This is a genomic window from Synechococcus sp. W55.2 (assembly GCF_047461635.1).
Taxonomy (GTDB): Bacteria; Cyanobacteriota; Cyanobacteriia; order Thermostichales; family Thermostichaceae; genus Thermostichus.
Map to the genome: position 1 here is coordinate 1 of NZ_JANSHM010000025.1, position 24,747 is coordinate 24,747.

Sequence of the window (24,747 nt, forward strand, 5' to 3'; positions counted from 1 at the left end):
TTCTTCGGCTGCGTCTGATGTGTATATGAGACAGGCCTTTGGGGGGCCTGGCTTGCTGCACCTGGCCAGCCGTTATTGCGGCGCAACGCTGTCGCGACCGCGCCACAATGCTCCGCCGCTGACGCGAACGGACGGAGTCCTTGCCCGTCCTCCGCTTTTCATTGCCGTCGAGGAAAACACCACCGTGATGCAGGTGCATCCCCGCCAGTTGGGGATCCCTCATGTATCGGTAACCTCCTATCTAGAGGCGATTGGAGTGGTGGTGGCCCATCGAGCAGGAGTGGCCTGGTCGTCGCTACGGCTCTCCCCCTCCCCCCCGGAAAAGCTGGGATCCCACACTTGCGCCGTTATTGCTACGCGACGCTGTTGCGTTCGTGACAGCGGTGCAGAGCACAATAGTGGGACAGAGTCCTTTCGCGATAGCGGGATGGAGTCCCAGTAGGCTACCGGTCGCGTTAGCGGGACGGAGTCCATGAGCAGATGGGAGCCGGCAGGGGATCCGCCGGGTTTAGGCCGGCAAACCACTCCGACAGGGCGGCCGGCAAGCAGAGGCCGGGGTTTCCCTCGATGTGCAGCCGCTCCAGTCGGGGCAGTTCTGCCAAAAAGGTCGGCAGTTCTCCCGTGAATTGGTTACGTGCCAGGCGCAGATCCCGTAACTGATTCAGTTGAGCCAGCTCGGGGGGCAGGGATCCGCTGAGGCGATTGTCCGACAGGTAGAGGTTTTCCAGGTGGCGCAGTTGCCCCAGTTGGGGGGGAATAGGCCCAGAGAGCTGATTGCGATCCAAAAACAGGCCCTTGAGGGAGCTCATCTGGCCCAGTTGGCCGGGAAGGGTGCCGCTGAGGCGGTTGTTTTGCAGGATGAGGTTTTCCAGGTGGCGCAGTTGCCCCAGCTGGGGGGGAATAGGCCCAGAGAGCTGGTTGTGATCCAAAAACAGGCCGCGCAGGTTGCGCAGCTGCCCCAGCTCGGATGGGATGGAGCTGGAGAATTCGTTGTAGTCGAGAAACAGGTTTTCCAACTGGCTGAGTTGCCCCAGCTCGGGCGGCAGGGGGCCGGAAAGTTGGTTGTGGCTGAGGGACAAGGCTCGCAACCGGCGAAATTGGCCTATTTCGGGCGGCAAGGAGCCGCTCAACCCCTGGCGATCCAACACCAGTTGGACAAGACACTGATCCGGATCAAAAAGGGCCACCTCCTCTACCTTCACCTCCGGACGGCCCAGAGCTGCCAAGATCTGCCGCAGCAAGAGGGGATCCCGACAAAGGGGAGCAGACCAGGCCCCCATCCCCCAGCTCAGCCAAACCCAGATCGCCAACAGGCCCACCGCCCACCTCTCGTGCCGAGCCATTCCCCTCTGCTGCTTCATCCCTGCTCTCCAAAGGATCTTTGCCAAGGTAGCATCCTACTCCGTCCCGCCTCCGCCGGGGTTGTTGCTATGGGCAGGGGAACCGCGACGTAGAAGAGTTCTGGCCCGGAACCGGCTAAGGACTCCGTCCCGCTAGCGCGAACAGCTACACTGAAAAGCCGATGACCTCCTCTTCGGCAAACCTCCATGGCCAGGATCAACGACCACTTCCTCAAGCTCAAGACCGGCTATCTCTTTCCCGAGATCGCCCGGCGGGTGCAGGCTTTTGCCACCGCCCATCCCGAAGCTCAAATTATCAAAATGGGCATTGGCGATGTCACCGAGCCGCTGCCGGAAGCCTGTCGAACGGCCATGATCCGGGCGGTGGAGGAAATGGGGGAACGGGCCACCTTTCGCGGCTATGGGCCAGAGCAGGGCTACGAGTGGCTGCGCCAGGCCATTGCCCGGCACGACTTCCAGGCCCGCAACTGCGATATCGACGCTTCCGAGATCTTCGTCTCCGATGGCTCCAAGTGCGATTGCGGCAACATCCTGGATATCCTCGGCCACGACAACACCATCGCCATCACGGATCCTGTCTATCCGGTTTATGTGGACACCAACGTGATGGCGGGCCATACGGGGCCGGCCAACGAACGCGGCGAATACGAGGGCCTGGTCTATCTGCCCATCACTGCCGAAAATCACTTCACCGCCAGCCTGCCCAGCCAAAAGGTGGATGTGATCTACCTCTGCTTCCCCAATAACCCCACAGGCGCAGTGGCCACACGGGAGCATCTGCAAAACTGGGTGGACTATGCCCGTGCCCACGGCTCCCTGATCCTGTTCGATGCCGCCTACGAAGCCTATATCACCGAGCCCGGGATCCCCCACTCCATTTACGAGATTCCAGGGGCGCGGGAATGTGCCATCGAGTTCCGCTCCTTTTCCAAAACCGCTGGGTTTACCGGCACCCGCTGTGCCTTTACGGTGGTGCCCAAGTCTTTGCGGGGGCAAGCTGCCGATGGATCCTGGGTGGATCTGTGGAGCTTGTGGTATCGCCGTCAATCCACCAAGTTCAACGGGGTGTCCTACATTGTGCAGCGGGGGGCGGAGGCGGTCTATTCCGAAGCAGGGCAAGCGCAGGTGCAAGGTCTGGTGCAGTTTTACCTGGAAAATGCCCGCATCATTCGCCAGCAGTTGGCCGAAGTGGGGATCCAAGTTTATGGCGGCGTGAATGCTCCCTACGTCTGGGTGAAAACACCCGATGGGCTGAGCAGTTGGGAGTTTTTTGACAAGCTGCTGCACACCTGCCATGTGGTGGGTACCCCTGGCTCTGGCTTCGGCAGCGCCGGAGAGGGCTATCTGCGCCTGTCCGCTTTCAACAGCCGCGCCAACGTGGAAGAGGCAATGCGCCGCATTGGCAGCGTGTTTGCGGGGGCTGGAGCCGTTGGTTAATTGAGTCTTGACCCAGAGGGCGAGGATTCTTTCAAGCGCTCCCCGCCGCCAGAGGCGAACAGCTTGGGCCCGACAGGAAAGATGACGAACCAGTCGGCGATACCGCCGCGAACCCTTTTGCCTGCAACGCAGCAACTGGGCCAGCTTCCCCTTCGGCTTTCCGGGTACTGCCGCTTCGACTGCAGCTCCTGACCGTTAGCGATGAAGATATCCATACCCTCATGGGCAGTGGCCAGGTGAACTTTGCCCAAATCCACCCCATTTCCACCAGAACGGGTGTGTTCTGGGGCCAAGGTATCACCCTTTCCCATTGGGCAGACAGAGTTCGCAGCAGCCCAGCAAAAAGCTGCCCTGATCGCGTCAGCAGGTCGTATCTTGGTCGGCCAGTTCTGGCGAAAGCCTTTCACAAAGCAGGCCGTAGGTCTTTTGCCTGGATCCCTAGACCAGCAGCGGGGCTTTGCGCCAAGCCTTGGGCTGCTGGAACCGGTGCAGATCTCGGATCAGCCGCACCCAGCCGTCAGACATGGACTCCACCAAAACTTTGCCTTTCTCCGGCGTGGCGGCGGTGGCATCGCCCAAAACTCCGCTCTGGGTGAGATCGCGAGTTGCCCAAGCGAAAGGGATCCGCCCTTCCATGCTGAGCAAGCTGTTTTCCGGCAGATCGTGGGGATATTCGCAGACCAATCGGTCGGTTCGCACCGTATCGGGCAAAAGGTGCATCAGCATACTGGTCTCCCCATCGCCGGCGTGAATACCCAATTCCCGCTCTTTCTCGGTAAACAGCTCTCGTCCTTCGTGGGGAACCCGCCAGACCGACACCGGGAACAGCATGAAATCTTCATACTTCTGGTGAAGATCGCGGGCAACAATCTCCAGCACCTGTGGCTGGCCACCGTGGGAATTGAGGAACACCAGCTTGCGAAACCCAGCTCGGTAGATGCTCTCTGCCACTTCTGTCAGCACCGCCATCAGGGTTTGAGCCGAGAGGGTAATGGTGCCGGGGAAATGCCAATGCTCGTTGGCTTTGCCGTAACATTGGGTGGGCAAAACATAGGCTGGGATCTCAGGCTCCAGCTTCTCCATGGCGCGCCCAATGATCGCCGTGCCGATGCAGGCATCCACCACCAGGGGCAGGTGGGGCCCGTGTTGCTCAATCGAGGCAACCGGCTGAATGATCACCACGTTCTCTTTGTCGGGCATGGCCTGGATCTCCGTCCAGGTCAGGTAGGGGAAAAAGCGGTGGGGCGGGACAAAAGTGTGCATCATGGCGGGATCCGTTCAAGTTTGATCAGAAAGCTACCTAGCACCATGCCACAAAATCGGGTTCACGAAATGCCCGCAAAGACGGGATCCCCGGCCAACCCGCCTGCCAAAGAAACGTAAGAAAGCCATCGATTAGGATAAGTACAGTCTGTACAGTTTCCGGTCAACGATTGCATGACCCTGTTGCCTTGTTTGCCCGCCCAGTGTGACTCTGTTGAGGGCCTGCGTCTGCTGGGGCGCCCTTTGCCCGCCTCGGCGGAAGTGGGCAGCGCTCCCCCCTCACCCCGTCCCATTCTCGCCCTGCCAGGGTCGCAGGCCACCCTCTATGCGGAGCTGATTCAGGTTTCTCGCCACAGTCTTGAGGCAGGCTCTGACACCCCGCCGCTGCTCTGGGTGCGGCCTCTCTTGCTCAGGCAGGGATCCCAAGTCTTCAACCTGCGGGCCACCTCGGATTTGCTCTGGCCTGCTGCCGGCTTTGTTCCGGCCTATGCGGAGGAGGTATTGCCCCTTCTGGAACAGGCAAGGGATCCCGCTCCCCACGAGCCCTCTGCCCGACAGCAGTTGCAGGCCTTTCTGCGACAAGTCTGGCGAGGCTAGGCTGCCCCGGAATGGCCAAGGGAGGCGGCCAACCTTTGCAAAGCCGATGCCAACATCGCTAGAGCCGCGTCAATTTCTGCCGGGGTGACGATCAAGGGGGGCACAAAGCGCACCACCTGGGATCCTGCCGGCACCAACAACAGCCCGCAGTCCATGGCTGCCTTGACCACTTCAGCCGCCGGGATGCGCACCACCAAGCCCTGAATCAGGCCCCAGCCCCGCACTTGCTCAACGAGCTGCGGAAACTGCTCCGCCAAGCGGGACAGCCCCTGACGCAGATACACCCCTGTCTGCTGGGCATTCCAAACCAAACTCTCCGACATTAGCGTGCGGCAAACCGCCAGGCCCACCGCACAAGCCAAGGGGTTGCCCCCAAAGGTGCTGGCGTGATCCCCCGGCTGAAACACGGCGCAAAAGTCTTTCGCCAACAAGGCCCCGATGGGGATCCCACCGGCCAGGCCCTTGGCCAAGGTGAACACATCCGGCTCCACCCCCAGGTTACAGTGGCCCCACAGCATGCCAGTACGGCCCATGCCCACCTGCACCTCATCCAAAATCAGCAGAATGCCCCGCTCGCTGCAGATCCGGCGCAACCATTGAAAATAGGCGGGATCCCCCGGCACAACCCCCCCTTCCCCCTGCAACGGCTCCAACAGCACGGCACACACCCGCTCGCCCCAGCGCTCCAACACCGCTGCTGTGCCCTCGATGTCGTTGTAGGGAACGTAGTCAAAGCCGGGCACCAGAGGGGCAAAGTCTTTTTGGTATTTGGGCTGGCCGGTGGCGGTAATGGTGGCCAGGGTGCGGCCATGGAAGCTGGCATGGGCGGTGAGGATCATCGGATCTTGGATCCCGCGCACCGTGTGGGCATACTTGCGAGCCAGCTTAATGGCTCCCTCATTGGCTTCCGCCCCTGAGTTGCAGAAAAACACCTTGTCGGCACAGGAGTGCTGGGTCAGCCATTGAGCCAGTTGTGCCTGCGGCTGGTTGTAGTAAAGGTTGGAAACATGGTGCAACTGTTGTGCCTGCTCGGTGAGCGCCTGAATCCACAGCGGGTGGGCATGCCCCAGAGTACAGGTGGCAATGCCGGCCACAAAGTCCAGGTACTCGCGCCCCTGCTCATCCCAAACCCGACACCCCTGCCCGCGCACCAAGGTCAGGGGATAGCGCCCGTAGGTGGACATCACATGCTCGGCAAACAGCTCGGCAGTTGTCGGGGATCCCGAAGTGGCACTGGCAAGAGGCGAAGTCAGGGGGGACATGGCCGGTGAAGGATTGTTGTCGTGTCGGCGGCGCAGAGCACTTTGGGGCTGTGCAAGCCGTGTTTCGAGTGTATCACCCTGCTTTTGGAGATGATATTCTGGCAGGGCCCAAGATTCAGGGATCCCTACGAACCGATGTCGCGGCGGGGGGTAACGGTCTGGTTTACAGGGTTGAGCGGGGCGGGCAAAACCACCCTAAGCTGCGGCGTGGCCCAGCAGTTGCGCGCTTGGGGGCTGCCGGTGGAGGTGCTCGACGGAGATGTGGTGCGGCAACATCTCACCAAAGGGCTCGGCTTCAGCAAAGCGGATCGGGATGAGAACATTCGCCGCATCGGCTTTGTGGCGGAGATGCTGACTCGGCACGGGGTGATTGTGCTGGTGTCGGCTATTTCCCCTTATCGGGCGGTGCGGCAGGAGGTACGGCGATATATTGGCAGCTTCATCGAGGTCTTTGTGGATGCCCCTTTGGAGGTGTGCGAACGTCGGGATGTGAAGGGCCTCTATCGAAAGGCGCGGGCAGGCTTAATCCAGAACTTTACCGGCATCGACGATCCCTACGAGCCGCCGGAACACCCGGAGGTGGTGTGCAAAACTGCCGAGCAAAGCATCTCCGAATGTATTGACCTGGTGATACAAAGCCTAAAAAGCAGAGGTTATGTCTAACAGGCCCACTGCTCTTACGTTGCCCGTAGAGGGTGGGCTTCCCCCCGGAGTAGCTGCAAAGAACCTAGAATTAAGAAAGGCTTACAAGCAACTCCTATGGCTTCGACATCGGTATCGGCCACTCCCATTTCGGCGCGGTGGATCTGGCGAGGGCAGTCGGTTCATTACGTCAAACAGGGTGAGCAGGGGCAGCCTCTGCTTCTGGTACACGGCTTTGGGGCCTCTACCGACCACTGGCGCAAGAACATTCCCGAATTGGCTCAACATTATCAGGTGTATGCCATTGATTTGCTGGGTTTCGGTCGCTCTGCCAAGCCCAACTGGGACTACCGCACCGAAATCTGGCGGGATCAACTGCGGGACTTTTGCCAACAGGTAATCCGTCGGCCTGTGGTGGGGATCGGCAACTCCCTGGGCGGCTATGTGGTGCTCAGTTTTGCGGCGGAGTGGCCGGAGTGGGTGCGGGGCGTGGTGCTTTTGAATGGGGCAGGTGGGTTTTCCACCCTCAAGGGATCCCCGACCGGATGGCGGCAATGGATAGGCGGATTGGTGGGCTGGGGCCTGCGCCAGCGCCTGGTGTCTTACCTGCTGTTTCAGTATTTGCGGCAGCCGCACGTGATCCGAGCCAAGCTGAAGCAGGTTTACTACGACCCGGCAGCCGTGACCGATCAGCTGGTCGAGGCCATTCATCGCCCCACCCAGGATCCGGGGGCTGCCGATGTGTTTGTGGCCTTGATGCGAGGTGGGCAGAAGGGACGGTATGTAGATGAGCTGCTGTGCAGCTTGGTGCGCCCGCTGTTGTTGATCTGGGGAGAACGGGATCCCTGGATGCGGGCTCGGGAACGCTCTAAGCTGTACCGGGCCCACTACCCTCAAGCAGTGGAATACTTCCTGGAGGCTGGCCACTGCCCCCACGATGAGCGCCCCGAAGAGGTCAATGCCCTGATTCACCGGTGGATTGAGACCGGGATCCCAGCCACCACTTCTCCCCCCATTTCCAAAGCTGCCCCTGTATCGGAAGTCCATCCCTAGGCGGCCCGTCTAGCTTGGGCTGTCCAACAATTCCTCCTGGGGATCCCCTTCTAGGCCGATGGTGTACTTAGACCATTCTCGATAGGAACCACTGCCGACGGCTTTGGAGATTTCAAAGTAAAGAGTGCTGTGGGGACGGCGGGGTTGGCGCAGCAGGGGCATACCGGCTTCGCGGGGGGTGCGGTTCCCTTTTTTCACGTTGCAACGCACACAGGCACTGACCACATTTTCCCAAGTATCCCCGCCGCCACGAGACCGAGGGATCACGTGATCCAGGGTGAGATCTTCGCCGAAGCAGCCGCAGTACTGACAACGATGCCCATCCCGGTAGAGGACGTTGCGGCGCGTAAGCGGGATCTCCTTGTGGGGAACGTGGACATAGTGGCGCAGACGAATGACGGTGGGCAAGGGAATGTTGCCGTACACCACTCGGCCATTGTGCTCGATTTGCTCGGCCTTGCCCTTAAGCAAAAGAACGACTGCCCTGCGCCAACTGGTGATGTTGAGCGGCTCGTAGGAGGCATTCAAAACCAAAACCTTGCCCATAGTGCCGCGCACCGCTGACGGGATCCCTAACCCAAGCCGGAAGGCGCCAGCCCCCTGAAGTTATGCAAAATGTTAACACAGCTTTAGATTCAAGCAGTAGGAGTTCTGTGCTCCAGGAGATATTCCCGGCTGCTGCGAGAGCGCTACTCTGGAAAAGACCTGCCGGCAAGGGCGTGTTGATCCTGGGGCATTAGGTGGGGTTTCCCGAATAGGCTGAACTTTATTGAGGTGATGAAGCCGGAACTGAAATCTTCAACTCAACAGCAGGATCTGCCCCAAAAGAGAAATCCAGGCGAGGGATCCCGCTGGCTGATGGGTCTAGCCATCCTGCTGCTCTGTCTGGGGTTCCCCAACCGCTGGTGGCACTGGTTTCCGGGGGCGCTGCTGGGCCTAGCCCCGCTGTTTGACCTGTGCGAACAACGGCAAGGGTGGGCGCGGTGGCGTTTGGCCTATGGCCTCTGGTTTTGGGTTTGCCTGTATGCCTTCTGGGTGGATCCCTTCTCGGTTAAGGTGTTGAGCGCCTGGGAGATCCTGGGGGGCGTGGTGGTGGCTCCCCTGATCCCCCTCTTTTTCACCACTGCTACGCTCCTCAGTTTGGAGCTGAGCCGCCCCCTGCCGGCTTGGGCACGTCCGCTGGGCTTGGCCACGGTCTGGACAGGCTTGGATGGGCTGTTGGGCTTGCTCTGGTGGCCCATCCCTTTCCACTGGGGATCCCTGTTGTTCGACTGGCCCCTCGGGATCCAAGTAGCCGATGTTACGGGGATCTGGGGGGTTACCTTCTATGCCGTGTTCGTCAATGGGGTTCTTTGGCAGATGGCCAGGCAGATTTCTAGCCGGTGGCAGGCGGCCGGGGGATCCCTGAGAAACGTTTTGGGTGAGATGCTCAGGAACAGGGATTTCTGGGGTACGCTCGCCTGCGGCCTGGGGTTGACGGGGCTGGTCTTGGCCTATGGAAGCGCACGCCTGGCCTACTTCGATGCCTTGGCCGTCGAAAACAGGGATCCTGACTTTCGGGTAGCGGCAGTGCAGCAGGTGGCTTGGCTGGAAGCCGATCGCAGTTGGAACTACCGCCTGGAGCGCTACCGGGAGCTGCATCAGCTTTCTGCCCAGGGGGTGGCTGCTGGGGCACAGTTGGTGATTTGGCCGGAGGGGGCGCTGCGGGCACGGCTGCTGAATACTGGCCTGGAACCCTACGTGATCGAGCCAATGCAAGCGATTCTGCCGCCGGAAGGCGCTTTGATTACGGGGGCAACAGAGCCGGATCCCCGCACAGCCCATTTGCCGGAAGAGCAGCAGCGATTTTTTAATACGGCCCTGTTGTTTGACGCCCAGGGCAACTTGCTGGATTGGTTTGGCAAGCAGTGGATCTTTCCCTATTTCGAGTCGGGGCGCTACGTGCCTTCACCCGATGGCTATCGGCCTCTGGACGGAGGGGAGCTTTTCGGGCCTTTGGGGGTGATGATCTGCTTGGAGAGCGTCTTGCCTGCGCCCAGCCGAACTTTAACCCGTCGCGGCGCCGAGTCTTTGATCGTGATTTCGGATGATAGCTGGTTTGGTAATAGCCACTGGCCGATGTTGCATGGCCAGCTCTCGGTTTTCCGGGCTGTGGAAAATCGGCGTAGCGTGGTGTTTGTCAACAACACCGGCGGCAATTTGGTGGTGGATCCCTCAGGTCGGCTCCAGCAGGTTGGCCCCATCTTTCAGCGGGGGGTGATCACGGGAGAGGTGAGGCGGCGCTCTGAGACAACTTTCTACAATCGCGCGGGGGATTGGCTGGCGTGGCTGACGTTGGGGCTATCTTTGGGGCTATGGCGCTGGGGATCCCGAGCAAGGCAAGGATGAGTTAGAATCGATAGGCCCACCGGTGGGTCTGCGGATTCTCCTATCCAGTCCTCACTTCAAAGCCCTGCTGATGTAGCTCAGTTGGTAGAGCAGCTCACTCGTAATGAGCAGGTCGTCGGTTCGAGTCCGATCATCAGCTTTCTGGAGTTGAACACCTCAGAGTCCCTTTGGGAGAAGAGTTGGGGGTGGTCGCGGAAGCGGCGCGGAGCGTTTGGGCAGCAGCGATCATTCTTTCGAATTGCAGTGAAACCTTGGAACGGCTACAGTTGTGGAGGGCACCAGAAAAGATTTCGGGTAGAGACCCCCAAAGAATGGAGAATATCTCTCATTACCCCTGTGCAGTACTTCCAATGCTCAGGATCTGCACACATGCGGTCGGGATTCAACTCCATCTCATAATGGATAACATTGGGGATCCCGGCAAACTCATCAGAAGACTGAGGAGAAACAATCAGCAGCAGAAAAGGTTTGCCCCTGCGCTTAGCCGCCAGCTTATCCATTAAGTCAACAACGGCCTCTCGCCGGCAACCCCCTGTGCGCACAAACAAGACTTTATCGGCTTTTTCCAAAACATACATAAAACGCTTGGCGCGAGCAGTGTAGCGAGTTCGCATTCGCTCATGGATGGGGTGCATATTCTGAAGTGGATCCTCCCCCTCTTCCACCTCATGGCCAAAGGAGAGGCCCGTCCACTTGCTGTGGTAAATTCGCCGATCTTCAGGGCTGTAGTGCAAATATTGCGGATCCCACATGCCCTGAAACTCGTTGTGGATCATATCGGCCACATCGGCCAAATTGCTGGTGCGCGTCAAATCAAAAGGAAAGGCAGGCCCGTCATATTCCAACTTGTAGAGCAGCATTCGCACCGCGCAGCGATCCCCTAACGGCACAATGGCAACACGATGAATATCGGATAATTTACAGGTGTATTCCAGCAGCATGACCGATCCAGGAGCAGCCTTTACCCGACTTTCGAGGCCACCTTCCCCGATCATCAGGGTTCGGAAGAGAGCTTCGCGGTGGCTCGGATCTTCATAAACACCCGCTGGCATGGCTTTGAGAGCAGCCCGCACTTCCTTCCACATGGGGTGGATGTTGTACTCGTGATTGCTCTGGTTGATCACGCACAGGCGAGGCATGGGATTAGAAGAGCCTTCTGAGGATCCACTGAGCTTGAGAAGGATCAACGATCCGTCCTCGAAGATCGTTTCTACTGCTGCTGAGGAAAAGAACTGGGCTACTGGGGAGAAGACAAGATCGGCATCCGCAGGAACGGAGAGGGTGGTTTGCACCGAACCATCTTCTTGTACGGAAAGGGAATATAAGGTAGCATCCCCTAGCCTTTCATCGCTTTTTCCAATATACAGACCCGGCTGTAGACCTGCTTTTTGGAAAGCGGCTTGCAAAGGTTGCCAAGTGGGCGTGATGGTGTAAGGGTAGGGAGTTATATTCACGATGCGAAATTGGTTTTTGCCTGTTTCTGCAGTCACCCAAAAACCATGCTCATCTGCAAAAACGACCCGTTCTCCAACGGGTTGAACAAGCTTTCTACGAGCTGAACTAACTTGGCCGGGATCCAGAAGAGAGAGATCGATGGCCTCAAACATGACCTGATGACCCTTGGAATTGGGGTGAGCTGGGTCAAAAGCAAGGTCTGGTTTCCAGCGGCCCTGTCCATCTTCCAAATGAGGCAGCCAATTGAACACAGGGCATCCCCAGCTGAGCATTCTTTGCTGAGTTTCTTGCAAAAGAAGATGCTGTTCTGGGCCGTAGTTTGCATGGGGATAAACCCCTCCCAGAACTGGCAAGGCTCCAATGTCTTGAATTCGCTGAATTAACCGCCGCAGGCCGTTTTCAAACCGCCTCTGCAGGGCGCGGCGATGCTGGGGCAAGGCCGATACCAAGCCTTCATTTCCCAAGGACAGGGCAACAATAACGACATCAGGACGTTCAGGGATCACCGCCTGCTCAAACCGCAACAGAGTTCGGCTGACATTGGCCCCCAATTGGGAGAGATTTCGCACTTGATGGCCATAGCGTTCTTGCAGAGCTTTCTGCAACAGCCAAGCCCAACCTCGCAACAGCCAGGCGCTGCACCCCAGGGCAACGGAGCTGCCCAAAATGACGACTTTTAGCCCTTGCGGATTTTCCGGTTCGACCTCAGGAATGGGATCGGCAAAATAGCCGTAAGGATAGGCAGGGATCTGGCCAAACTCCCCATCCTCGACAATCAAAACTGCCGGTAAAGGTTCTGGTTCAAGGGGCACCCAGCGATTGACAGCGGTGGATTCCCAAATCACTTCGCCACCGGCTTGCACGCGCAGATATCGGTACTCCACTCGAGGAGTTTCTTTTAAACATCCACTGTAGGGTAACAGCGGGCCGGGCGCGCCATCTGCCGGGCTCAACGGCAACTCTACCCACCACAGCGGATAATGAGCGGGATCCGTCTGCAGCCAAATGCAATGGCAGGGATCCCAGGAGCCCAATTTTGCGCTGGATCCCACCAAGGCAATTCTCTCGCCCGGCTGGGTGATGGCACGAACCTGGAAGCGATACATAACGTTTTCCTGGCACAGGATTCAATGGGAAATTGTGGGGCTGCGCGGGCGGACTGCACTCACTCATCACCCAATCAACAGCTCAGCAGCCGGCTGAGAAGGGCAAGAGCCTGGGAGCTGATCCCATCTCTGCTGTTTTATCCGGGAAAAAGAGAAGTTCTTAAATCTGGAAAGGAAAGATCTCTAGTACCCAAAAATCCAGTTCAACTGGGCCAATACGGTTCTTAATACAGTTCTGAATAAAGACTCAGTCAATCTTGGCTTAAAGCTAGCATATTGACCGAGGGCTGTCTGTTTTCCAGAGCACTTTTAGACTCTCTCTGGGGTACAGATTTCCAACTGTCGTTGCGGCAAAATGACCTCAAAGCTGGATCCCTGGCCCAGCTCGCTCTCCACCTGCACCTGACCTTGATGCTGTTGGGCAATGCTTTTGACGATCGCCAGCCCCAAACCTGACCCCGAGAGGCGACCGGGATCCCCGCTGCGAGCCGGATCTACCCGATAAAAGCGATCGAACACATGGGGCAGAGCCTGAGGCGGGATCCCTGGTCCGGTATCTTGTACCCGTACCACCAGCTCTGGGGATCCAGAGCGCAGCCGCTGCTCCAGCCTCACCTGCACCTCTCCTTGGGGGGGAGTGTGGAGAAGGGCATTTTCGATCAAGTTGGTAAACAGGCGGGCCAATTGATCTTCATCTCCCCAAAAACCGAAGGGATCCACTTGGGCGGGAGAAGGTTCCGTCCCGCTCTCAGGGGCAGCAATCTCCAGCTGCAAGCGGATCTGCTTTTGGTTGGCCAAGCCCTGCAGCTCTTCCACCACCTGCAGCAGCAGAGCATCCAGCGCACAGCAACGGGGTTGGAAAGGCACCATACCGCTGTCGTGGCGGGCCAGAAACAGCAGGTCATCCACCAGACGACCCAGCCGTAAACACAACCGCTCCACCATCTGCCAGCGCTGCCGGGTGTCGGCATCCAATTGGGAATCTGCCAAAGCCACCTGTACCGCGGTTTGGATGCTGGCCAAGGGACTGCGCAGCTCGTGGGAGGCATCGGCGGTAAATTGCTTGAGCTGCTGATAAGACTGCCGGATGGGCTGCATGGCCAGGCCGGAGAGCATCCAGCCAATGGCCCCCACACCCGTCAAACCGGCCACCACCCAGAGGGAAAGATCCCGGATCAACTGTCGCGTTGGCTTGCTCACCTCAAACCAGGGATGGCTGACCCGCAGATAGCCCAGCAGCTTCCCACCGGCCACAATCGGCTCGGTGAACTGGCGCAGCCAATACCCAGGGGCGATACGGGCAGTGTGCAGGGATCCCTCGGTCAACAGGGGGGCAGGGATCCCGCCGGGCACCGTGGACCAGATGAGCGTTCCCTGAGGGCCGAACCACTCCAAGTCGATGTGATCGTCCTCTAGGGTGCTGGGATCATCCCGAAAGCTGGCCTCCAAGCTGCGGCGGGCCTGCTGCGGATCCAAGAGGCTCTCATCCACCACCAAAGACCGCTCGACAATCTCCACCACATGGCCAAGGGTATCGTCCACCCGCTCGATCAGGGTTGACTGCACGTACCAATAGAAGCTGCCGGCAAACAACAGCAGCAACACTGCCGTAACCGTTGTATACCAGAAGGCCAACCACTGCCGCGTCGCTTGAAACATGGGAGCTGCACCGCGGGGGGAAACGGAGTGGGGCTAGCTGTGAACACGGGGTTCGGGGTGAAGGGAAGACAAGACCTCGGCCTCCACCTGGAGTAGAGTATCGAGCCGCTCCTGCACCTGATCGGCGGGAAACTGCTCCAACGCCAAATCCAAGTAAAGCTGCCAATGGCGCTCCTCCGCAGCCGCCAGCCAGAGATAAAACTGCCGCAACTCCAGGTCAGGCGCGTGGATCCCCAACAGGCCCAAGCGTTCGTGGCTGCGGGCCTCGATAATGGCTGCCACCAGCAAGGTGTCGAGCAGATGCTCTGGCTCAGAGCGGCGCAGGTGTTGGTTCAGGCGACCGGCATAGGGCGCAGCCGACAAGGGCTTGATGGGGATCCCCAGCCGTTGCAGGTGGCGATGCACCCGCTCAAAATGCTGCAGCTCCTCCCGCGCCAGCGGCGAGAGGGTTTCCACCAAACGCCCATTAGCCGGGTAGCGAAACAGCAAGCTGAGGGCGTTGCCCGCTGCTTTTTTCTCACAGTTGGCGTGGTCTAGCAAGACCAGATCGATGTGCCGGGTAGCCTGTTCGATCCAGTCCTCAGAGGTACGAGAAGCAAGTTCTAGAGCAAGCACAGGGTCGGTAGGAAAGGGTTAAGAGAAGTTCTAGGGACGAACGATCTCCACAGTAACCCGCCCCGTCAGCTCCGGGATCGGGGGATGACACTTGGTCAATCGGATCTTAGCTTTGCTGGCCCCCGTCTCCCGCAGCACCATTTCGGCAATCGCCTCCGCCAAACTCTCGATCAGCACAAACTGATTGCTTTTCACCAATTCCGCAATCCCGGCCACAGCAGAACGGTAGTCGAGGGTGTCGCGCAACTGGCCGCTGAGAGCAGCCGGGCGCAGATCCGCCCACAGCTCGAAATCCACTTCAAACCATTGCCCCGAAGCCCGTTCCGCCTCATCAAGGCCGGTATAACCGTAGTAGCGCAGGCCGGAGACGATCAGCCGATCCCGCAACTGCTCAGGGGGTTGCCGAGGGATTCCGATCGGGATCTGGATAGGGCTGCTGACTGTTGCTGCTGACACTGGTGGGGATCTGTAGCTCCATCACATCCTCCCAGCTCGACCTGGAGACCCCATCCCACAGGGCCTGACGAAACAACGAAACCTTGGCTCGACCTTGGGAGCCGGTTGCCCCCTGTTCCCATTTCCTTTTTGATTCCCTAAGAATTGGCTCCGGGATCCCCATCCCTCAATGGCTGAGGGCCAACGCTCTCCCCTCTACGGTCGCTGCCATCTCCCACAACAGATCTTCCGTCTCTTCCCAGCCGATGCAGCCGTCGGTGATGGAAACCCCGTACTGGAGCGGCGCCCCTTCCTGCCAGGTTTGCTTGCCCGGGTAGAGGTTGCTCTCCAGCATCAGCCCCATCAGAGCCCGCTGCCCCGCCTGGTACTGCTGTAGCACCGCTCGACAGACGGATCCCTGGTTGCGGTAATTTTTGTGGGAGTTGTCATGGGAGCAGTCCACCATCACCGAGCGAGGGATCCCTTGATCCTTCATCAGCAGTGCCGCCCGCGCCACATCTTCCGGGCCGTAGTTGGTCTTGCCCCCTCCCCCCCGCAACACAATGTGCCGATCCGGGTTGCCGGTGGTTTTTACCAAAGCCGTCATGCCATCTTGGCCGATGCCCAGGAAACTGTGGGGATGGCTGGCGGAGAGAATGGCATTGAGCGCAATTTCCAGCCGCCCGTCGGTGCCGTTTTTGAAGCCCACAGGCATGGAGAGGCCGCTGGCCATTTCCCGGTGAGTTTGGCTTTCGATGGTTCTGGCGCCAATGGCCGCCCAGCTCACCAGATCTGCCGTGTACTGAGGGGTCACCGGATCCAGCATCTCGGTGGCACAGGCCAGGCCCAGCTCGTTGATCTGCAGGAGAATGGAACGGGCCAGTTGCAGGCCGGTGGCAATGTCGCAGGAGCCATCCAGGTGGGGATCGTTGATCAGGCCCTTCCAGCCCACCGTGGTGCGGGGTTTCTCAAAATACGTGCGCATAACGATCACCAGGTGCTCCCGAGTTTGGTCGGCCACCCGCTTGAGGCGATGGGCATACTCCAGAGCCGCTGCGGGATCGTGGATGGAACAGGGGCCGACGATCACCACCAAGCGATGGAGATCCCGTCCGTGGATGATGTCGCGGATGGCTTGCCGAGTGGAGAGCACCACCTGGGCTGCCGTTTCCGTAAGGGGCAGCTTGGCCTTGACAGCAGCAGGGGCAATCAAGGGAGTCACCTCTTGGATATTGCAATTGTCGGTTTGAGGGGGCATGGAACTGTCCTCAGCGTGCAAGTGGGTAGATGGGGTCGTCGAGCCATCAAAAAAGCCCTGGCGCTGGGCTCAGGGCTTCAGGACTGACTCGGGTAAACTGTAGGTCTTTGTTTACGCGCCACCCTTCTGCCCTGGTCGTTGCCAGGGAAAGCTAAAGTAGCCAAAAAAGGAAGCGCGCCAGACCATGCGGAGAACAAACTTAAAACCTGTACGAGATAACTATACCCGAAAAAACCTCGTTTGACACCTCAGGGATCCGGTTTCCTGGCAGAGAGACCAGCGGGAAGTCTTAAGTCGACCGAGCCGCTGGCTTGGCAATCCAGTAGCCGCAGGGGTGTTCTCCCTGCACCTGCCAGGTGATGCGCTCTACCCGGCAATCGGGCAAGGCGGCAGCAAACATCTCCAGTTCGTGGCCGCAGACGCTGGGAAAGGTGTGGGCAATCTGAGCAATGGCGCAATTGTGCTCGACCAACACATACTGCTCGACGTAAGGCTCGGATCCCTCTGCTGCCATCGGCACAGTCAGGTCGGCAGGATAGGGGTAGTACTCCGCCATGTAACCCTCCGCCTGGCGCAACTGCACCAAACGCTCCAGCCGCTCCCGCAGGGATCCGGATCCCAGTTGGGCCTGATACTCCCGGGCTTTGCGCTGCCACTGGTGGTGGAGAAGGGATCCCATCTGCTCGGATCCCAGAGTTTCGGCCAGGGTGTTGAGCAGACCAAGGGCAAACTCGTCGTAGCTGGCGGGAAATTGCTCTTCTCCCAAGGGGCTGAGCTGATAGAGATGCTGGGGGCGGCCTAGGCCATTGGGTTGAGCGACATGTTGGATCAACCCCTCTGCCTCCAGATCCTTGAGGTGGCGGCGGATGGCCTGGGGAGAAATGCGCAGGTGCTCTGCCAGCGTTTGGGCGTTGGCCTGCCCCGCCTTGCGCAGGTAGACCAAGATGGCCTGCTTACTCGAAGCGGGTTGAGCGACCTGCCCGGTGATCTTGCGCGTGCTGTCCACCCTCGCCCTCCTGGTTAGACTGGGTTAATCGGCTGCCGCTGCCAGCACAGCTCTCTGCTATTTTGACAACGGGATCATTGCTAAAGTAACCTGAGGATCAGTTAAACAACAACTCTGTTGTTTTATTTGGCCATCTGTCTTAGTCGCGTTTCTACCCTGTCACTACCCGAGAGCCATCCATGTCTACGAGCGTCCGCGCCCTGGTCAACCAGCCCTACAAGTACGGCTTTGTAACCGACATCCCCTCTGAGTCGATTGGCAAAGGCTTGAACGAAGAGGTGATTCGGCAGATCTGGGCCAAGAAAGGGGAGCCGGACTTTATGCTAGAGTTCCGGCTGCGGGCCTACCGCCAGTGGCTGAAGATGAGCGAGCCCACCTGGCCCAACGTCAGCTACCCGCCCATTGACTACCAAAACATTGTCTACTACTCGGCCCCCAAGGTGCAGCCCAAGAAAAAGAGCCTGGACGAAGTGGATCCGGTGCTGTTGGAGACCTTCGAGAAATTGGGGATCCCCTTGTCAGAGCAAAAGCGGCTGGCCAATGTGGCGGTGGATGCCATCTTCGACAGCATTTCGGTAGCCACCACCTTCCGGGAAAAGCTGGCCAAGGAAGGCGTGATCTTCTGCTCCATGTCGGAGGCACTGCGGGAGTATCCGGAGCTGGTGCGCAAGTACTTGGGCAGTGTGGTTCCCATTGCTGATAACTACTACGCGGCGCTGAACTCGGCAGTGTTCAGTGATGGATCCTTTGTCTATGTGCCCAAAGGGGTGCGCTGTCCCATGGAGCTTTCCACCTATTTCCGCATCAACAACGGCGAATCGGGCCAGTTTGAGCGCACCCTGATCATTGCCGACGAGGGATCCTACGTCAGCTACTTGGAAGGGTGTACTGCCCCCATGTTCGACACCAACCAACTGCATGCGGCGGTGGTGGAGCTGATCGCCCTAGACAATGCCGAGATCAAGTACTCGACGGTACAGAACTGGTATGCCGGCGACGAAAACGGCAAAGGGGGCATTTATAACTTTGTAACCAAGCGCGGCCTGTGTCAGGGGGCAAACTCCAAGATCTCCTGGACGCAAGTGGAGACCGGCTCCGCCATCACCTGGAAGTACCCCAGCTGTGTGCTGGTGGGGGAAAACTCGGTGGGCGAATTTTACTCGGTTGCCCTCACCAACCACTACCAGCAGGCCGATACCGGCACCAAGATGATTCACGTGGGCCGCAACACCCGCAGCAAAATCATTTCCAAGGGCATCTCGGCGGGACACTCCAAAAACAGCTACCGCGGTCTGGTCAAAATCGGGCCGAAAGCAGAAGGGGCCCGCAATTTTTCCCAGTGCGATTCCATGTTGATCGGGGATCAGTGCAGCGCCAACACCTTCCCCTATATCGAGGTGCAAAACAACACCGCCAAAGTGGAGCACGAAGCTTCCACCTCTAAGATTGGAGAAGAGCAATTGTTCTACTTCCAGTCCCGCGGCATCTCTGCGGAAGATGCTGTGTCCATGATCATCAGCGGCTTCTGCCGAGAAGTGTTCAACCAACTGCCGATGGAGTTTGCTGTAGAAGCCGATCGATTGCTGAGCCTAAAGTTAGAGGGATCCGTCGGCTAGGGGATTGTTCTCGACGTGAAGCTAAGCAGCTGGGGAGAGGCTACTGACATCAGTGGGATTTCAGGAGAGGGGTGACTCCCAAGGCAGAGAGGTTTTGAACTATAAAGGCTAGGCAGGAGAAGTTCCCTATGCGGGCATTTCTGGAGGAGTTCAAAAACTTTATTAGCCGGGGCAATGCCTTAGATTTGGCTGTTGGCGTTGTTATTGGAGGTGCTTTTGGGAAGATCGTGACTTCTTTCGTAGCAGATCTATTTACTCCGGTTTTAGGCTTGATTATTGGTGGAGTGAACTTCCAGCACTTGGCCTGGGAAATCGGTGGAAGTCCTGAAGATCCAGTTACGATTAACTACGGCAGCTTTCTGCAAGCTGTGTTTGATTTTGTGATTATCGCTTTTGCTCTCTTCTTACTATTGAGAGCGATCAACACTCTACAGCGAAAGGAGGAAGAATCTCCTTCTATATCGCCCCCATCAGAAGTGGTCTTGCTGGCAGAAATTCGGGACATCCTCAATCGCCGCTCCCAATAGAGCCGTAAGAGATCCTTTGGCCCAAAGTCCAAACCTAGTTCAGGGATCCCCTAACCTTCCAATCCCTGCCCTTCAGTGGCAACTCTAGAGTCTAGCTATGATCTGCGAAAACAGCCCTGTTATCTTATCCGTTCGAGATCTCAGCGCCGAGATCGACGGCACCCCCATTCTCAAGGGGTTGAGCCTGGAAATTCGCGCCGGAGAAATCCACGCCATCATGGGCCCCAATGGTTCTGGAAAAAGCACTTTTTCCAAGATCTTGGCTGGCCACCCCGACTACCGGGTGACAGGAGGCGAGATCCTCTATCTGGGCAAGAATCTTCTGGAAATGGAACCGGAGGAGCGGGCTTGGGCAGGGATCTTTTTGGCATTTCAATACCCCATCGAAATCCCAGGGGTGAGCAACTTGGATTTCCTGCGCGCCGCCTACAACGCTCGCCAGAAATATCGGGATCAGCCGGAACTGGATGCTCTGGATTTTGACGACCTGGTACGGGAAAAGTTGGATATTGTCAAAATGGATCCCGTTTTTTTGGAGCGCTCTGTGAATGAGGGCTTTTCCGGCGGCGAGAAAAAGCGCAACGAGATCCTGCAAATGGCGGTGTTGGAGCCCACGCTGGCCATTTTGGACGAGACGGATTCCGGTCTGGATATCGACGCGCTGCGCATTGTGGCCCACGGCATCAACCGACTGGCCGGCCCTGAGAATGCCATGCTCTTGATCACCCACTACCAACGCTTGCTGGACTATGTAACCCCCGACCACGTGCATGTGATGGAAGGGGGGCGTATTGTCATCAGCGGGGACAAGACCTTGGCGCTGGAGCTGGAAGAACGGGGCTACGACTGGATCAAAACTCAGTTGGGCCAAGAATCAGCAGCCGCAACATCCCGGCGGGAGGAAGAGGGATGAGCGCCACCTTGCCCAAACCTTTCGCCCCAGAGAGCCGCCTATTCCTGGAGCACATCCTCGGCCAAATCCCCGAAAGGCAGGATCCCTACACCACCCTTAGGCAGCAGGCCCGCGCCCAATTGGCCGAACTGGGGATCCCGACCCCACGGGAAGAGGATTGGAAATACAGCGATCTCTCGCCACTGCTGGCCCACAAGTTTCGCCTGGCTGCCGCGGGGGATCCGTCTCTGGATGCAGCAACCCTAGAACCTTGGCTTTGGCCGGAAACCAGCCACAGCCACGCCGTGTTCGTCAACGGCTACTTTGCCCCCCAGCTTTCTGATTTGAGCGGTCTGCCCTCAGGGCTGCAAATCACTCCCCTGAGTCAGTCCAGCGGTGGGCCGTTGCCAACCATCGCCAAAGTCGATGTCTTCAGCGCCCTTAACACCGCCCATCTGGCCGACGGGATCCAGATTGAGCTGCCGCCCCAACAAGAGGTTTTGCCGCCCTTGCACCTGCTCTGGGTAACGGTGGCCCCAGCAGGAGAGGCGGTTTTGGCCCAGCCCCGCTGCCTGCTGTCTTTGCAAGCCCACAGCTCCCTCACGCTGATCGAAGATCATGTATCCCTGGGATCCGGGATCCCCTTTGGCAACGCGGTTACGGAGATCGACCTGGCAGAGGGATCTCGTTTGCACCATGTGATTTTGCAAAGGCAGGGATCCCCAGCCTTCCACATCAACAAGACCGCCGTGCGCCAAAGCTGCGACAGCCACTACCGCCTCCAGGCGATTCAGTGGGGATCCCAGTTTTCTCGCCACAACCTGGAGATCACCCAAGCCGGAGCCCAGGCCCACACCCAACTGCAGGGGCTAACGCTGCTGAAGGGATCCCAGCACAGCGACACCCACTCCCGCCTGGTGCATCAGGCCCCCCACGGCAGCAGCCGCCAATTGCACAAGTGCATTGTGGACGAGACGGCCCATGCGGTCTTCAGCGGACGGATTCTGGTGAGCCGAGAGGCCCAACTGACGGACGCCGCCCAGACCAACCGCAACCTGCTCCTAGGCCCCAAAGCGCGGGTCAACACCCAGCCACAACTGGAGATCTTTGCCGACAACGTCAAATGCGCCCATGGGGCCACCGTCAGCCAACTGGAGGCGGAAGAGATCTTCTATCTGCAAAGCCGGGGTATTCCCCAAGCTGAGGCCAGGCAACTCCTCACCTGCGCTTTTGCGGCAGAAGTTCTGGAAGGGATCCCTTTGGCTTGGCTTCCCACCCTGGTGGCCCGCCGGTTGGCTGGGATCCCGTGAATCCAATCAATTCCAATAACAATAATCAATAACAATAATAAGTTGTTGCTCCCCCATTACCCTCAAGAGTGACCAGACTTGGGCATGATGGCTGGGCAGCACTGGCGCGACAGAGATTTAGGGGTTTCCTTATCAATCCTCTGCAGTTGCGTTTTGCTGCAAATCTTGGGTTAGAAACGCTCAAATTACCACAGAGCAAGGGTTTCCGCCATTGTCATCACTGAGGAAATAGCCAGAATAAAAGTAGCCATTGACCCAGCGATGGGCGCTACGACAACTCGGTGAACGAACGATGTTTCCCTCTCTTTTAAATCCACGTGCAGCAGGCATACTCCTATCGGGAGCTGTCTTGGGCATCCACTGCCAGGTGGCCATGGCCGCCCCTTTTCGCGACACCTTTGGCCACTGGGCCCAAGCCTACATTGAGACCCTCTCCGCTCAAGGAGTGTTGAACGGCTTCCCCGATGGCACCTTCCGCCCCAATGAGCCGGTTACCCGCGCTCAGTTTGCCACCATTGTCAATACCGCTTTCCGCCTCCGCAATACCTCCGGTACTTTCATCGGCTTTCGGGATGTGCCCCCCACCCACTGGGCAGCCAGTGCCATCTCGACGGCAGCGGCCAACAACTTAGTCGCAGGCTTTCCTGATGGCACCTTCCGTCCTGAACAGCCCGTTACCCGCACCGAAGCGCTGGTGGTTTTGACCAACGCCATTGGCAACACGGGAGCGATCCCAGCCGCTCAGCCCAGCGATCTCTTCAGCCGCTATCGAGATGCGGCAGCCATCCCCAATTGGGCCCTGGCACAAATTGCGGCGGCCAACCGCGCCGGGTTGATCGTCAATTATCCAGACCCGATGCTCTTGGAACCCAACCGCCCCGCCACCCGTGCCGAGGTGGCAGCCTTCACCCACCAGGCCATGCTCAGCCGGGGATCCTTGGTGGCGCAAAACCCAGGGGGATCCCTCTCCAGTTCCCAGCCGGGCTTCGACCTGCGCCTTTCCACGCTGGCGGCGGGCACCTTGATGCAAACCACCACCCCCTTCAACGAGCGCTTCTTCATTGCCCCCAACGAAACCCGGCCCATGTCTTTGATCGTCCGCAACCCGATTCGCAACGCCCAGGGGGATATTCTGGTGCCTTTTGGCTCACGGGTGGATGGCCGCTTTGAGCCGGCCCCAGGGGGCACCCGTTTTGTGGCGGAAAGCATTATCGTCAACAACCAACTGTTCCCCTTGGCTGCCCAATCGGACATCATTCACGATGTCAAGGATCCCCGCTACACCACCACAGGCAAAATCATTCAGGATGCGGCCATCGGTGCAGCAGCAGGCGCTATTCTCGGCTTGGTAACCGGAGACAATGCCATTGCCACAGAGGAAGTGCTGGGGGCAGGGGTGGCCGGAGCGGTGATCGGCAATGTAACGGCGCCGCAGGTGGTGGTGCTGGATCCCAATCAGGTGATCGAGTTGCGCCTCACTCAGGATCTGGCGCTGGCCCCGACATCCCGATAACCGGTGCAAGGCCGGAATAAGCGGTGTCGGCACGGCTATCTCCCCAGCCAATCCAAAAGGGTTGTTCCCCCCAACCACAGGCCGATCAAAATGGAAGTGGTCAGCAGTCCTCCTGCTACACAGATCAGGGATCCCAAGCTGCACAGGATCCCATCTTCTTCCAGGAGGCCAAAAGCGGTGACGAAAACCCCCATTGCCGGCAGGGTGTTGGTGCCTGGAACGGGGATGATCATGGAAATCCCCATCAAGCCAATCCAGGTGCCCAGCCAGACTTGGCCGAGCCGTGTGGTGCAGAGCTGCCGCCAGCGGGGACGGGCAATGTTTTCAATACGCTGCAGCCACGGGATCCCGGCCTGCACCCACTTTTGAAAATGCTTCCGTTCAATAGAGGTCTGCAACACCCATTTCGGCAGCCAAGGGGTGGTTCGCCCTGCCACCAGTTGAAGGGCCAGCAACAGAATGAACACACCAAAGGGAGTGGAATAGCCGGGAGCCGGCAGAGGCAAAGCAGAAGGGAAAGAGAGCACCGCCAAAAACAAGCCAAAACTGCGCTCGCCCGCCAGTTTTAGAATGTCTTCGATGCAGATCGACCCTTCCGGGGAGGGTTCGGGTTGCTCTGGGCTCTCGGGAAGGCGGGAAAACCGGGCTAGCTCTTGAGACAGACGGGCCATAGAGGGGGCAGGGCTGGAGCGGGCAAAGTTTGGCAACGGGTGGGCACTACCTGGAGGGCCAACGATAGCCTACTGCAAATTCAAGTTGTGTTGGATATCTTGAGCAAAGGGGTGGTTTCGGAGAGGTGACATGCTCGGTGACAGGTTCAAGAGGGCCGTAAACATCAGCAGCCTTGAGCGACAGCAGAAGGCTCCGACTCAGTTCCGCAAAGGGGGGCGTGGGCTGGGATGGCTCCTGCTGCTGGGATCCCTGTTGATGGTGGGGCGCGGTGTGGCCCTGGCAGAAGCGCAGTTGGAGGTGGGCACTTCCACCACCCTGTCCCCGCAGGCAGCTCCGCCGGTGTTGCCACCCCCCCCTGTGGGAGTCCGACAAATTTCCCTGGATACCGATCCCGAGCAAACCGCCGATATGCCCCTTTCCTTGATGGCTGAGCAGGTACTGGAGGCAGTGTGCGAAGCGCAAATTGATGCTCAGCGGGCCTTGGCTCTCATGCCCGACCTGAGCGAATCCCATATCCGTGCTGCCTGTCCGAAGCGACTGATCCCCAAAAGCTGAAGGGGCGGCCCCAAGTTGGCACCGAAGATTAGCCGGAAATACATTATTGTGGCGTTATTGTGGATCCAAACCCCCGTCCTTATTGCTATTTGGGTGGCGTTGTTGGGACAGTTGCAGCCGGTGGG

General features: G+C 58.6%; 24 protein-coding genes and 1 tRNA gene. 13 read left to right on the plus strand and 12 right to left on the minus strand.

Annotated features, from left to right (window positions below):
- Positions 1-442: DUF3326 domain-containing protein (locus NW828_RS06815; RefSeq protein ID WP_414382737.1), on the plus strand; the 442-nt coding region annotated here is incomplete at its 5' end.
- Positions 443-455: 13 nt separating this feature from the next.
- On the opposite strand, the gene NW828_RS06820 is transcribed toward NW828_RS06815, so the two are convergent.
- Entirely contained in the window at positions 456-1,361 is a 906-nt protein-coding gene (locus tag NW828_RS06820) for a hypothetical protein (protein ID WP_414382740.1), read from the minus strand.
- A 186-nt stretch (positions 1,362-1,547) separates the two neighbouring features.
- Between NW828_RS06820 and NW828_RS06825 the strand changes: the two genes are divergently transcribed.
- Complete coding sequence (locus tag NW828_RS06825) at positions 1,548-2,798, plus strand: LL-diaminopimelate aminotransferase (protein WP_011433036.1); 1,251 nt, start codon at positions 1,548-1,550, stop codon at positions 2,796-2,798.
- On the opposite strand, the gene NW828_RS06830 is transcribed toward NW828_RS06825, so the two are convergent.
- Together NW828_RS06830 and NW828_RS06835 are read right to left on the minus strand one after the other, a co-directional pair.
- Positions 2,795-3,091, minus strand: a complete 297-nt coding sequence (locus tag NW828_RS06830; RefSeq protein ID WP_148202718.1) for a hypothetical protein — start codon at positions 3,089-3,091, stop codon at positions 2,795-2,797. The genes NW828_RS06825 and NW828_RS06830 overlap by 4 nt on opposite strands.
- 145 nt (positions 3,092-3,236) lie before the next feature.
- Positions 3,237-4,061: a creatininase family protein gene (locus tag NW828_RS06835; protein ID WP_011433035.1), complete on the minus strand. Its 825-nt coding sequence runs from the start codon at positions 4,059-4,061 to the stop codon at positions 3,237-3,239.
- A gap of 174 nt (positions 4,062-4,235) precedes the next feature.
- On the opposite strand from NW828_RS06835, the gene NW828_RS06840 reads away from it, so the two are divergent.
- Positions 4,236-4,658: a hypothetical protein gene (locus NW828_RS06840; RefSeq protein ID WP_414382743.1), complete on the plus strand. Its 423-nt coding sequence runs from the start codon at positions 4,236-4,238 to the stop codon at positions 4,656-4,658.
- Here the strand turns inward: NW828_RS06840 and NW828_RS06845 are convergent.
- A complete protein-coding gene (locus tag NW828_RS06845; protein ID WP_414382746.1) occupies positions 4,655-5,920 on the minus strand; it encodes an aspartate aminotransferase family protein in 1,266 nt (421 codons plus the stop codon). The two genes, NW828_RS06840 and NW828_RS06845, sit on opposite strands and share 4 nt — an antisense overlap.
- Before the next feature lie 135 nt (positions 5,921-6,055).
- Between NW828_RS06845 and cysC the strand changes: the two genes are divergently transcribed.
- The gene (gene cysC, locus NW828_RS06850; RefSeq protein WP_414382748.1) at positions 6,056-6,583 is read left to right on the plus strand and encodes an adenylyl-sulfate kinase; all 528 of its coding nucleotides are present in this window, start codon (positions 6,056-6,058) and stop codon (positions 6,581-6,583) included.
- Positions 6,584-6,679: 96 nt separating this feature from the next.
- Positions 6,680-7,615, plus strand: a complete 936-nt coding sequence (locus NW828_RS06855) for an alpha/beta fold hydrolase (RefSeq protein WP_414382751.1) — start codon at positions 6,680-6,682, stop codon at positions 7,613-7,615.
- A gap of 9 nt (positions 7,616-7,624) precedes the next feature.
- Here NW828_RS06855 and NW828_RS06860 read toward each other — a convergent pair whose 3' ends face one another.
- On the minus strand, positions 7,625-8,161 hold the full coding sequence (locus tag NW828_RS06860) for an HNH endonuclease (RefSeq protein WP_414382808.1): 537 nt from the start codon (positions 8,159-8,161) through the stop codon (positions 7,625-7,627).
- Positions 8,162-8,392: 231 nt separating this feature from the next.
- Between NW828_RS06860 and lnt the strand changes: the two genes are divergently transcribed.
- Together lnt and NW828_RS06870 are read left to right on the plus strand one after the other, a co-directional pair.
- On the plus strand, positions 8,393-10,003 hold the full coding sequence (gene lnt, locus NW828_RS06865; RefSeq protein WP_414382754.1) for an apolipoprotein N-acyltransferase: 1,611 nt from the start codon (positions 8,393-8,395) through the stop codon (positions 10,001-10,003).
- 66 nt (positions 10,004-10,069) lie between these two features.
- A tRNA-Thr gene (locus NW828_RS06870) sits at positions 10,070-10,142 on the plus strand.
- 121 nt (positions 10,143-10,263) lie between these two features.
- Here NW828_RS06870 and NW828_RS06875 read toward each other — a convergent pair.
- The 6 genes from NW828_RS06875 to sufR all read right to left on the minus strand — a co-directional run bounded on the left by NW828_RS06875 (position 10,264) and on the right by sufR (position 17,537).
- Positions 10,264-12,564 (minus strand): DUF1796 family putative cysteine peptidase, encoded by a 2,301-nt coding sequence (locus tag NW828_RS06875; protein ID WP_414382757.1) that lies wholly within the window; start codon positions 12,562-12,564, stop codon positions 10,264-10,266.
- A gap of 309 nt (positions 12,565-12,873) precedes the next feature.
- Positions 12,874-14,223, minus strand: coding sequence for a sensor histidine kinase (locus tag NW828_RS06880; protein WP_414382760.1), 1,350 nt, complete (start codon positions 14,221-14,223; stop codon positions 12,874-12,876).
- Positions 14,224-14,256: 33 nt separating this feature from the next.
- Positions 14,257-14,838 carry a tRNA-(ms[2]io[6]A)-hydroxylase gene (locus NW828_RS06885; RefSeq protein ID WP_414382763.1) on the minus strand — a complete coding sequence of 194 codons (582 nt, stop codon included), beginning with the start codon at positions 14,836-14,838 and terminating at the stop codon, positions 14,257-14,259.
- A gap of 30 nt (positions 14,839-14,868) precedes the next feature.
- Positions 14,869-15,294, minus strand: coding sequence for a dihydroneopterin aldolase (gene folB, locus NW828_RS06890; RefSeq protein WP_414382766.1), 426 nt, complete (start codon positions 15,292-15,294; stop codon positions 14,869-14,871).
- A gap of 166 nt (positions 15,295-15,460) precedes the next feature.
- Positions 15,461-16,531 carry a 3-deoxy-7-phosphoheptulonate synthase gene (locus tag NW828_RS06895; RefSeq protein WP_414332215.1) on the minus strand — a complete coding sequence of 357 codons (1,071 nt, stop codon included), beginning with the start codon at positions 16,529-16,531 and terminating at the stop codon, positions 15,461-15,463.
- A gap of 289 nt (positions 16,532-16,820) precedes the next feature.
- Positions 16,821-17,537, minus strand: a complete 717-nt coding sequence (sufR, locus tag NW828_RS06900; protein WP_414382769.1) for an iron-sulfur cluster biosynthesis transcriptional regulator SufR — start codon at positions 17,535-17,537, stop codon at positions 16,821-16,823.
- A 179-nt stretch (positions 17,538-17,716) separates the two neighbouring features.
- On the opposite strand from sufR, the gene sufB reads away from it, so the two are divergent.
- From sufB to NW828_RS06925, 5 genes are all read left to right on the plus strand, one after another.
- On the plus strand, positions 17,717-19,153 hold the full coding sequence (gene sufB / locus NW828_RS06905; protein ID WP_414382772.1) for a Fe-S cluster assembly protein SufB: 1,437 nt from the start codon (positions 17,717-17,719) through the stop codon (positions 19,151-19,153).
- A gap of 128 nt (positions 19,154-19,281) precedes the next feature.
- On the plus strand, positions 19,282-19,680 hold the full coding sequence (mscL, locus tag NW828_RS06910; protein ID WP_414382775.1) for a large-conductance mechanosensitive channel protein MscL: 399 nt from the start codon (positions 19,282-19,284) through the stop codon (positions 19,678-19,680).
- 97 nt (positions 19,681-19,777) lie between these two features.
- Entirely contained in the window at positions 19,778-20,593 is an 816-nt protein-coding gene (gene sufC / locus NW828_RS06915) for a Fe-S cluster assembly ATPase SufC (protein ID WP_414382778.1), read from the plus strand.
- Positions 20,590-21,882 (plus strand): Fe-S cluster assembly protein SufD, encoded by a 1,293-nt coding sequence (sufD, locus tag NW828_RS06920; RefSeq protein ID WP_414382781.1) that lies wholly within the window; start codon positions 20,590-20,592, stop codon positions 21,880-21,882. The genes sufC and sufD overlap by 4 nt, the downstream gene beginning before the upstream one ends.
- A 373-nt stretch (positions 21,883-22,255) precedes the next feature.
- A complete protein-coding gene (locus tag NW828_RS06925) occupies positions 22,256-23,395 on the plus strand; it encodes an S-layer homology domain-containing protein (protein WP_414382783.1) in 1,140 nt (379 codons plus the stop codon).
- Between the two features lie 35 nt (positions 23,396-23,430).
- On the opposite strand, the gene NW828_RS06930 is transcribed toward NW828_RS06925, so the two are convergent.
- Positions 23,431-24,102 (minus strand): exopolysaccharide biosynthesis protein, encoded by a 672-nt coding sequence (locus NW828_RS06930; protein ID WP_414382786.1) that lies wholly within the window; start codon positions 24,100-24,102, stop codon positions 23,431-23,433.
- A 94-nt stretch (positions 24,103-24,196) separates the two neighbouring features.
- On the opposite strand from NW828_RS06930, the gene NW828_RS06935 reads away from it, so the two are divergent.
- Entirely contained in the window at positions 24,197-24,622 is a 426-nt protein-coding gene (locus NW828_RS06935; protein ID WP_011433014.1) for a hypothetical protein, read from the plus strand.
- Positions 24,623-24,747 lie beyond the last annotated feature (125 nt).

What these genes read in the sequence shown, in the direction of transcription:
- NW828_RS06820 (WP_414382740.1), bottom strand. Translation starts at nt 1,361, where the DNA reads ATGAAGCAGCAGAGGGGAATGGCTCGGCACGAGAGGTGGGCGGTGGGC.
- NW828_RS06825 (WP_011433036.1), top strand. Translation starts at nt 1,548, where the DNA reads ATGGCCAGGATCAACGACCACTTCCTCAAGCTCAAGACCGGCTATCTC.
- NW828_RS06835 (WP_011433035.1), bottom strand. Translation starts at nt 4,061, where the DNA reads ATGCACACTTTTGTCCCGCCCCACCGCTTTTTCCCCTACCTGACCTGG.
- NW828_RS06840 (WP_414382743.1), top strand. Translation starts at nt 4,236, where the DNA reads ATGACCCTGTTGCCTTGTTTGCCCGCCCAGTGTGACTCTGTTGAGGGC.
- NW828_RS06845 (WP_414382746.1), bottom strand. Translation starts at nt 5,920, where the DNA reads ATGTCCCCCCTGACTTCGCCTCTTGCCAGTGCCACTTCGGGATCCCCG.
- cysC (WP_414382748.1), top strand. Translation starts at nt 6,056, where the DNA reads ATGTCGCGGCGGGGGGTAACGGTCTGGTTTACAGGGTTGAGCGGGGCG.
- NW828_RS06855 (WP_414382751.1), top strand. Translation starts at nt 6,680, where the DNA reads ATGGCTTCGACATCGGTATCGGCCACTCCCATTTCGGCGCGGTGGATC.
- NW828_RS06860 (WP_414382808.1), bottom strand. Translation starts at nt 8,161, where the DNA reads ATGGGCAAGGTTTTGGTTTTGAATGCCTCCTACGAGCCGCTCAACATC.
- lnt (WP_414382754.1), top strand. Translation starts at nt 8,393, where the DNA reads ATGAAGCCGGAACTGAAATCTTCAACTCAACAGCAGGATCTGCCCCAA.
- NW828_RS06875 (WP_414382757.1), bottom strand. Translation starts at nt 12,564, where the DNA reads ATGTATCGCTTCCAGGTTCGTGCCATCACCCAGCCGGGCGAGAGAATT.
- NW828_RS06880 (WP_414382760.1), bottom strand. Translation starts at nt 14,223, where the DNA reads ATGTTTCAAGCGACGCGGCAGTGGTTGGCCTTCTGGTATACAACGGTT.
- NW828_RS06895 (WP_414332215.1), bottom strand. Translation starts at nt 16,531, where the DNA reads ATGCCCCCTCAAACCGACAATTGCAATATCCAAGAGGTGACTCCCTTG.
- sufB (WP_414382772.1), top strand. Translation starts at nt 17,717, where the DNA reads ATGTCTACGAGCGTCCGCGCCCTGGTCAACCAGCCCTACAAGTACGGC.
- mscL (WP_414382775.1), top strand. Translation starts at nt 19,282, where the DNA reads ATGCGGGCATTTCTGGAGGAGTTCAAAAACTTTATTAGCCGGGGCAAT.
- sufC (WP_414382778.1), top strand. Translation starts at nt 19,778, where the DNA reads ATGATCTGCGAAAACAGCCCTGTTATCTTATCCGTTCGAGATCTCAGC.
- sufD (WP_414382781.1), top strand. Translation starts at nt 20,590, where the DNA reads ATGAGCGCCACCTTGCCCAAACCTTTCGCCCCAGAGAGCCGCCTATTC.
- NW828_RS06925 (WP_414382783.1), top strand. Translation starts at nt 22,256, where the DNA reads ATGGCCGCCCCTTTTCGCGACACCTTTGGCCACTGGGCCCAAGCCTAC.
- NW828_RS06935 (WP_011433014.1), top strand. Translation starts at nt 24,197, where the DNA reads ATGCTCGGTGACAGGTTCAAGAGGGCCGTAAACATCAGCAGCCTTGAG.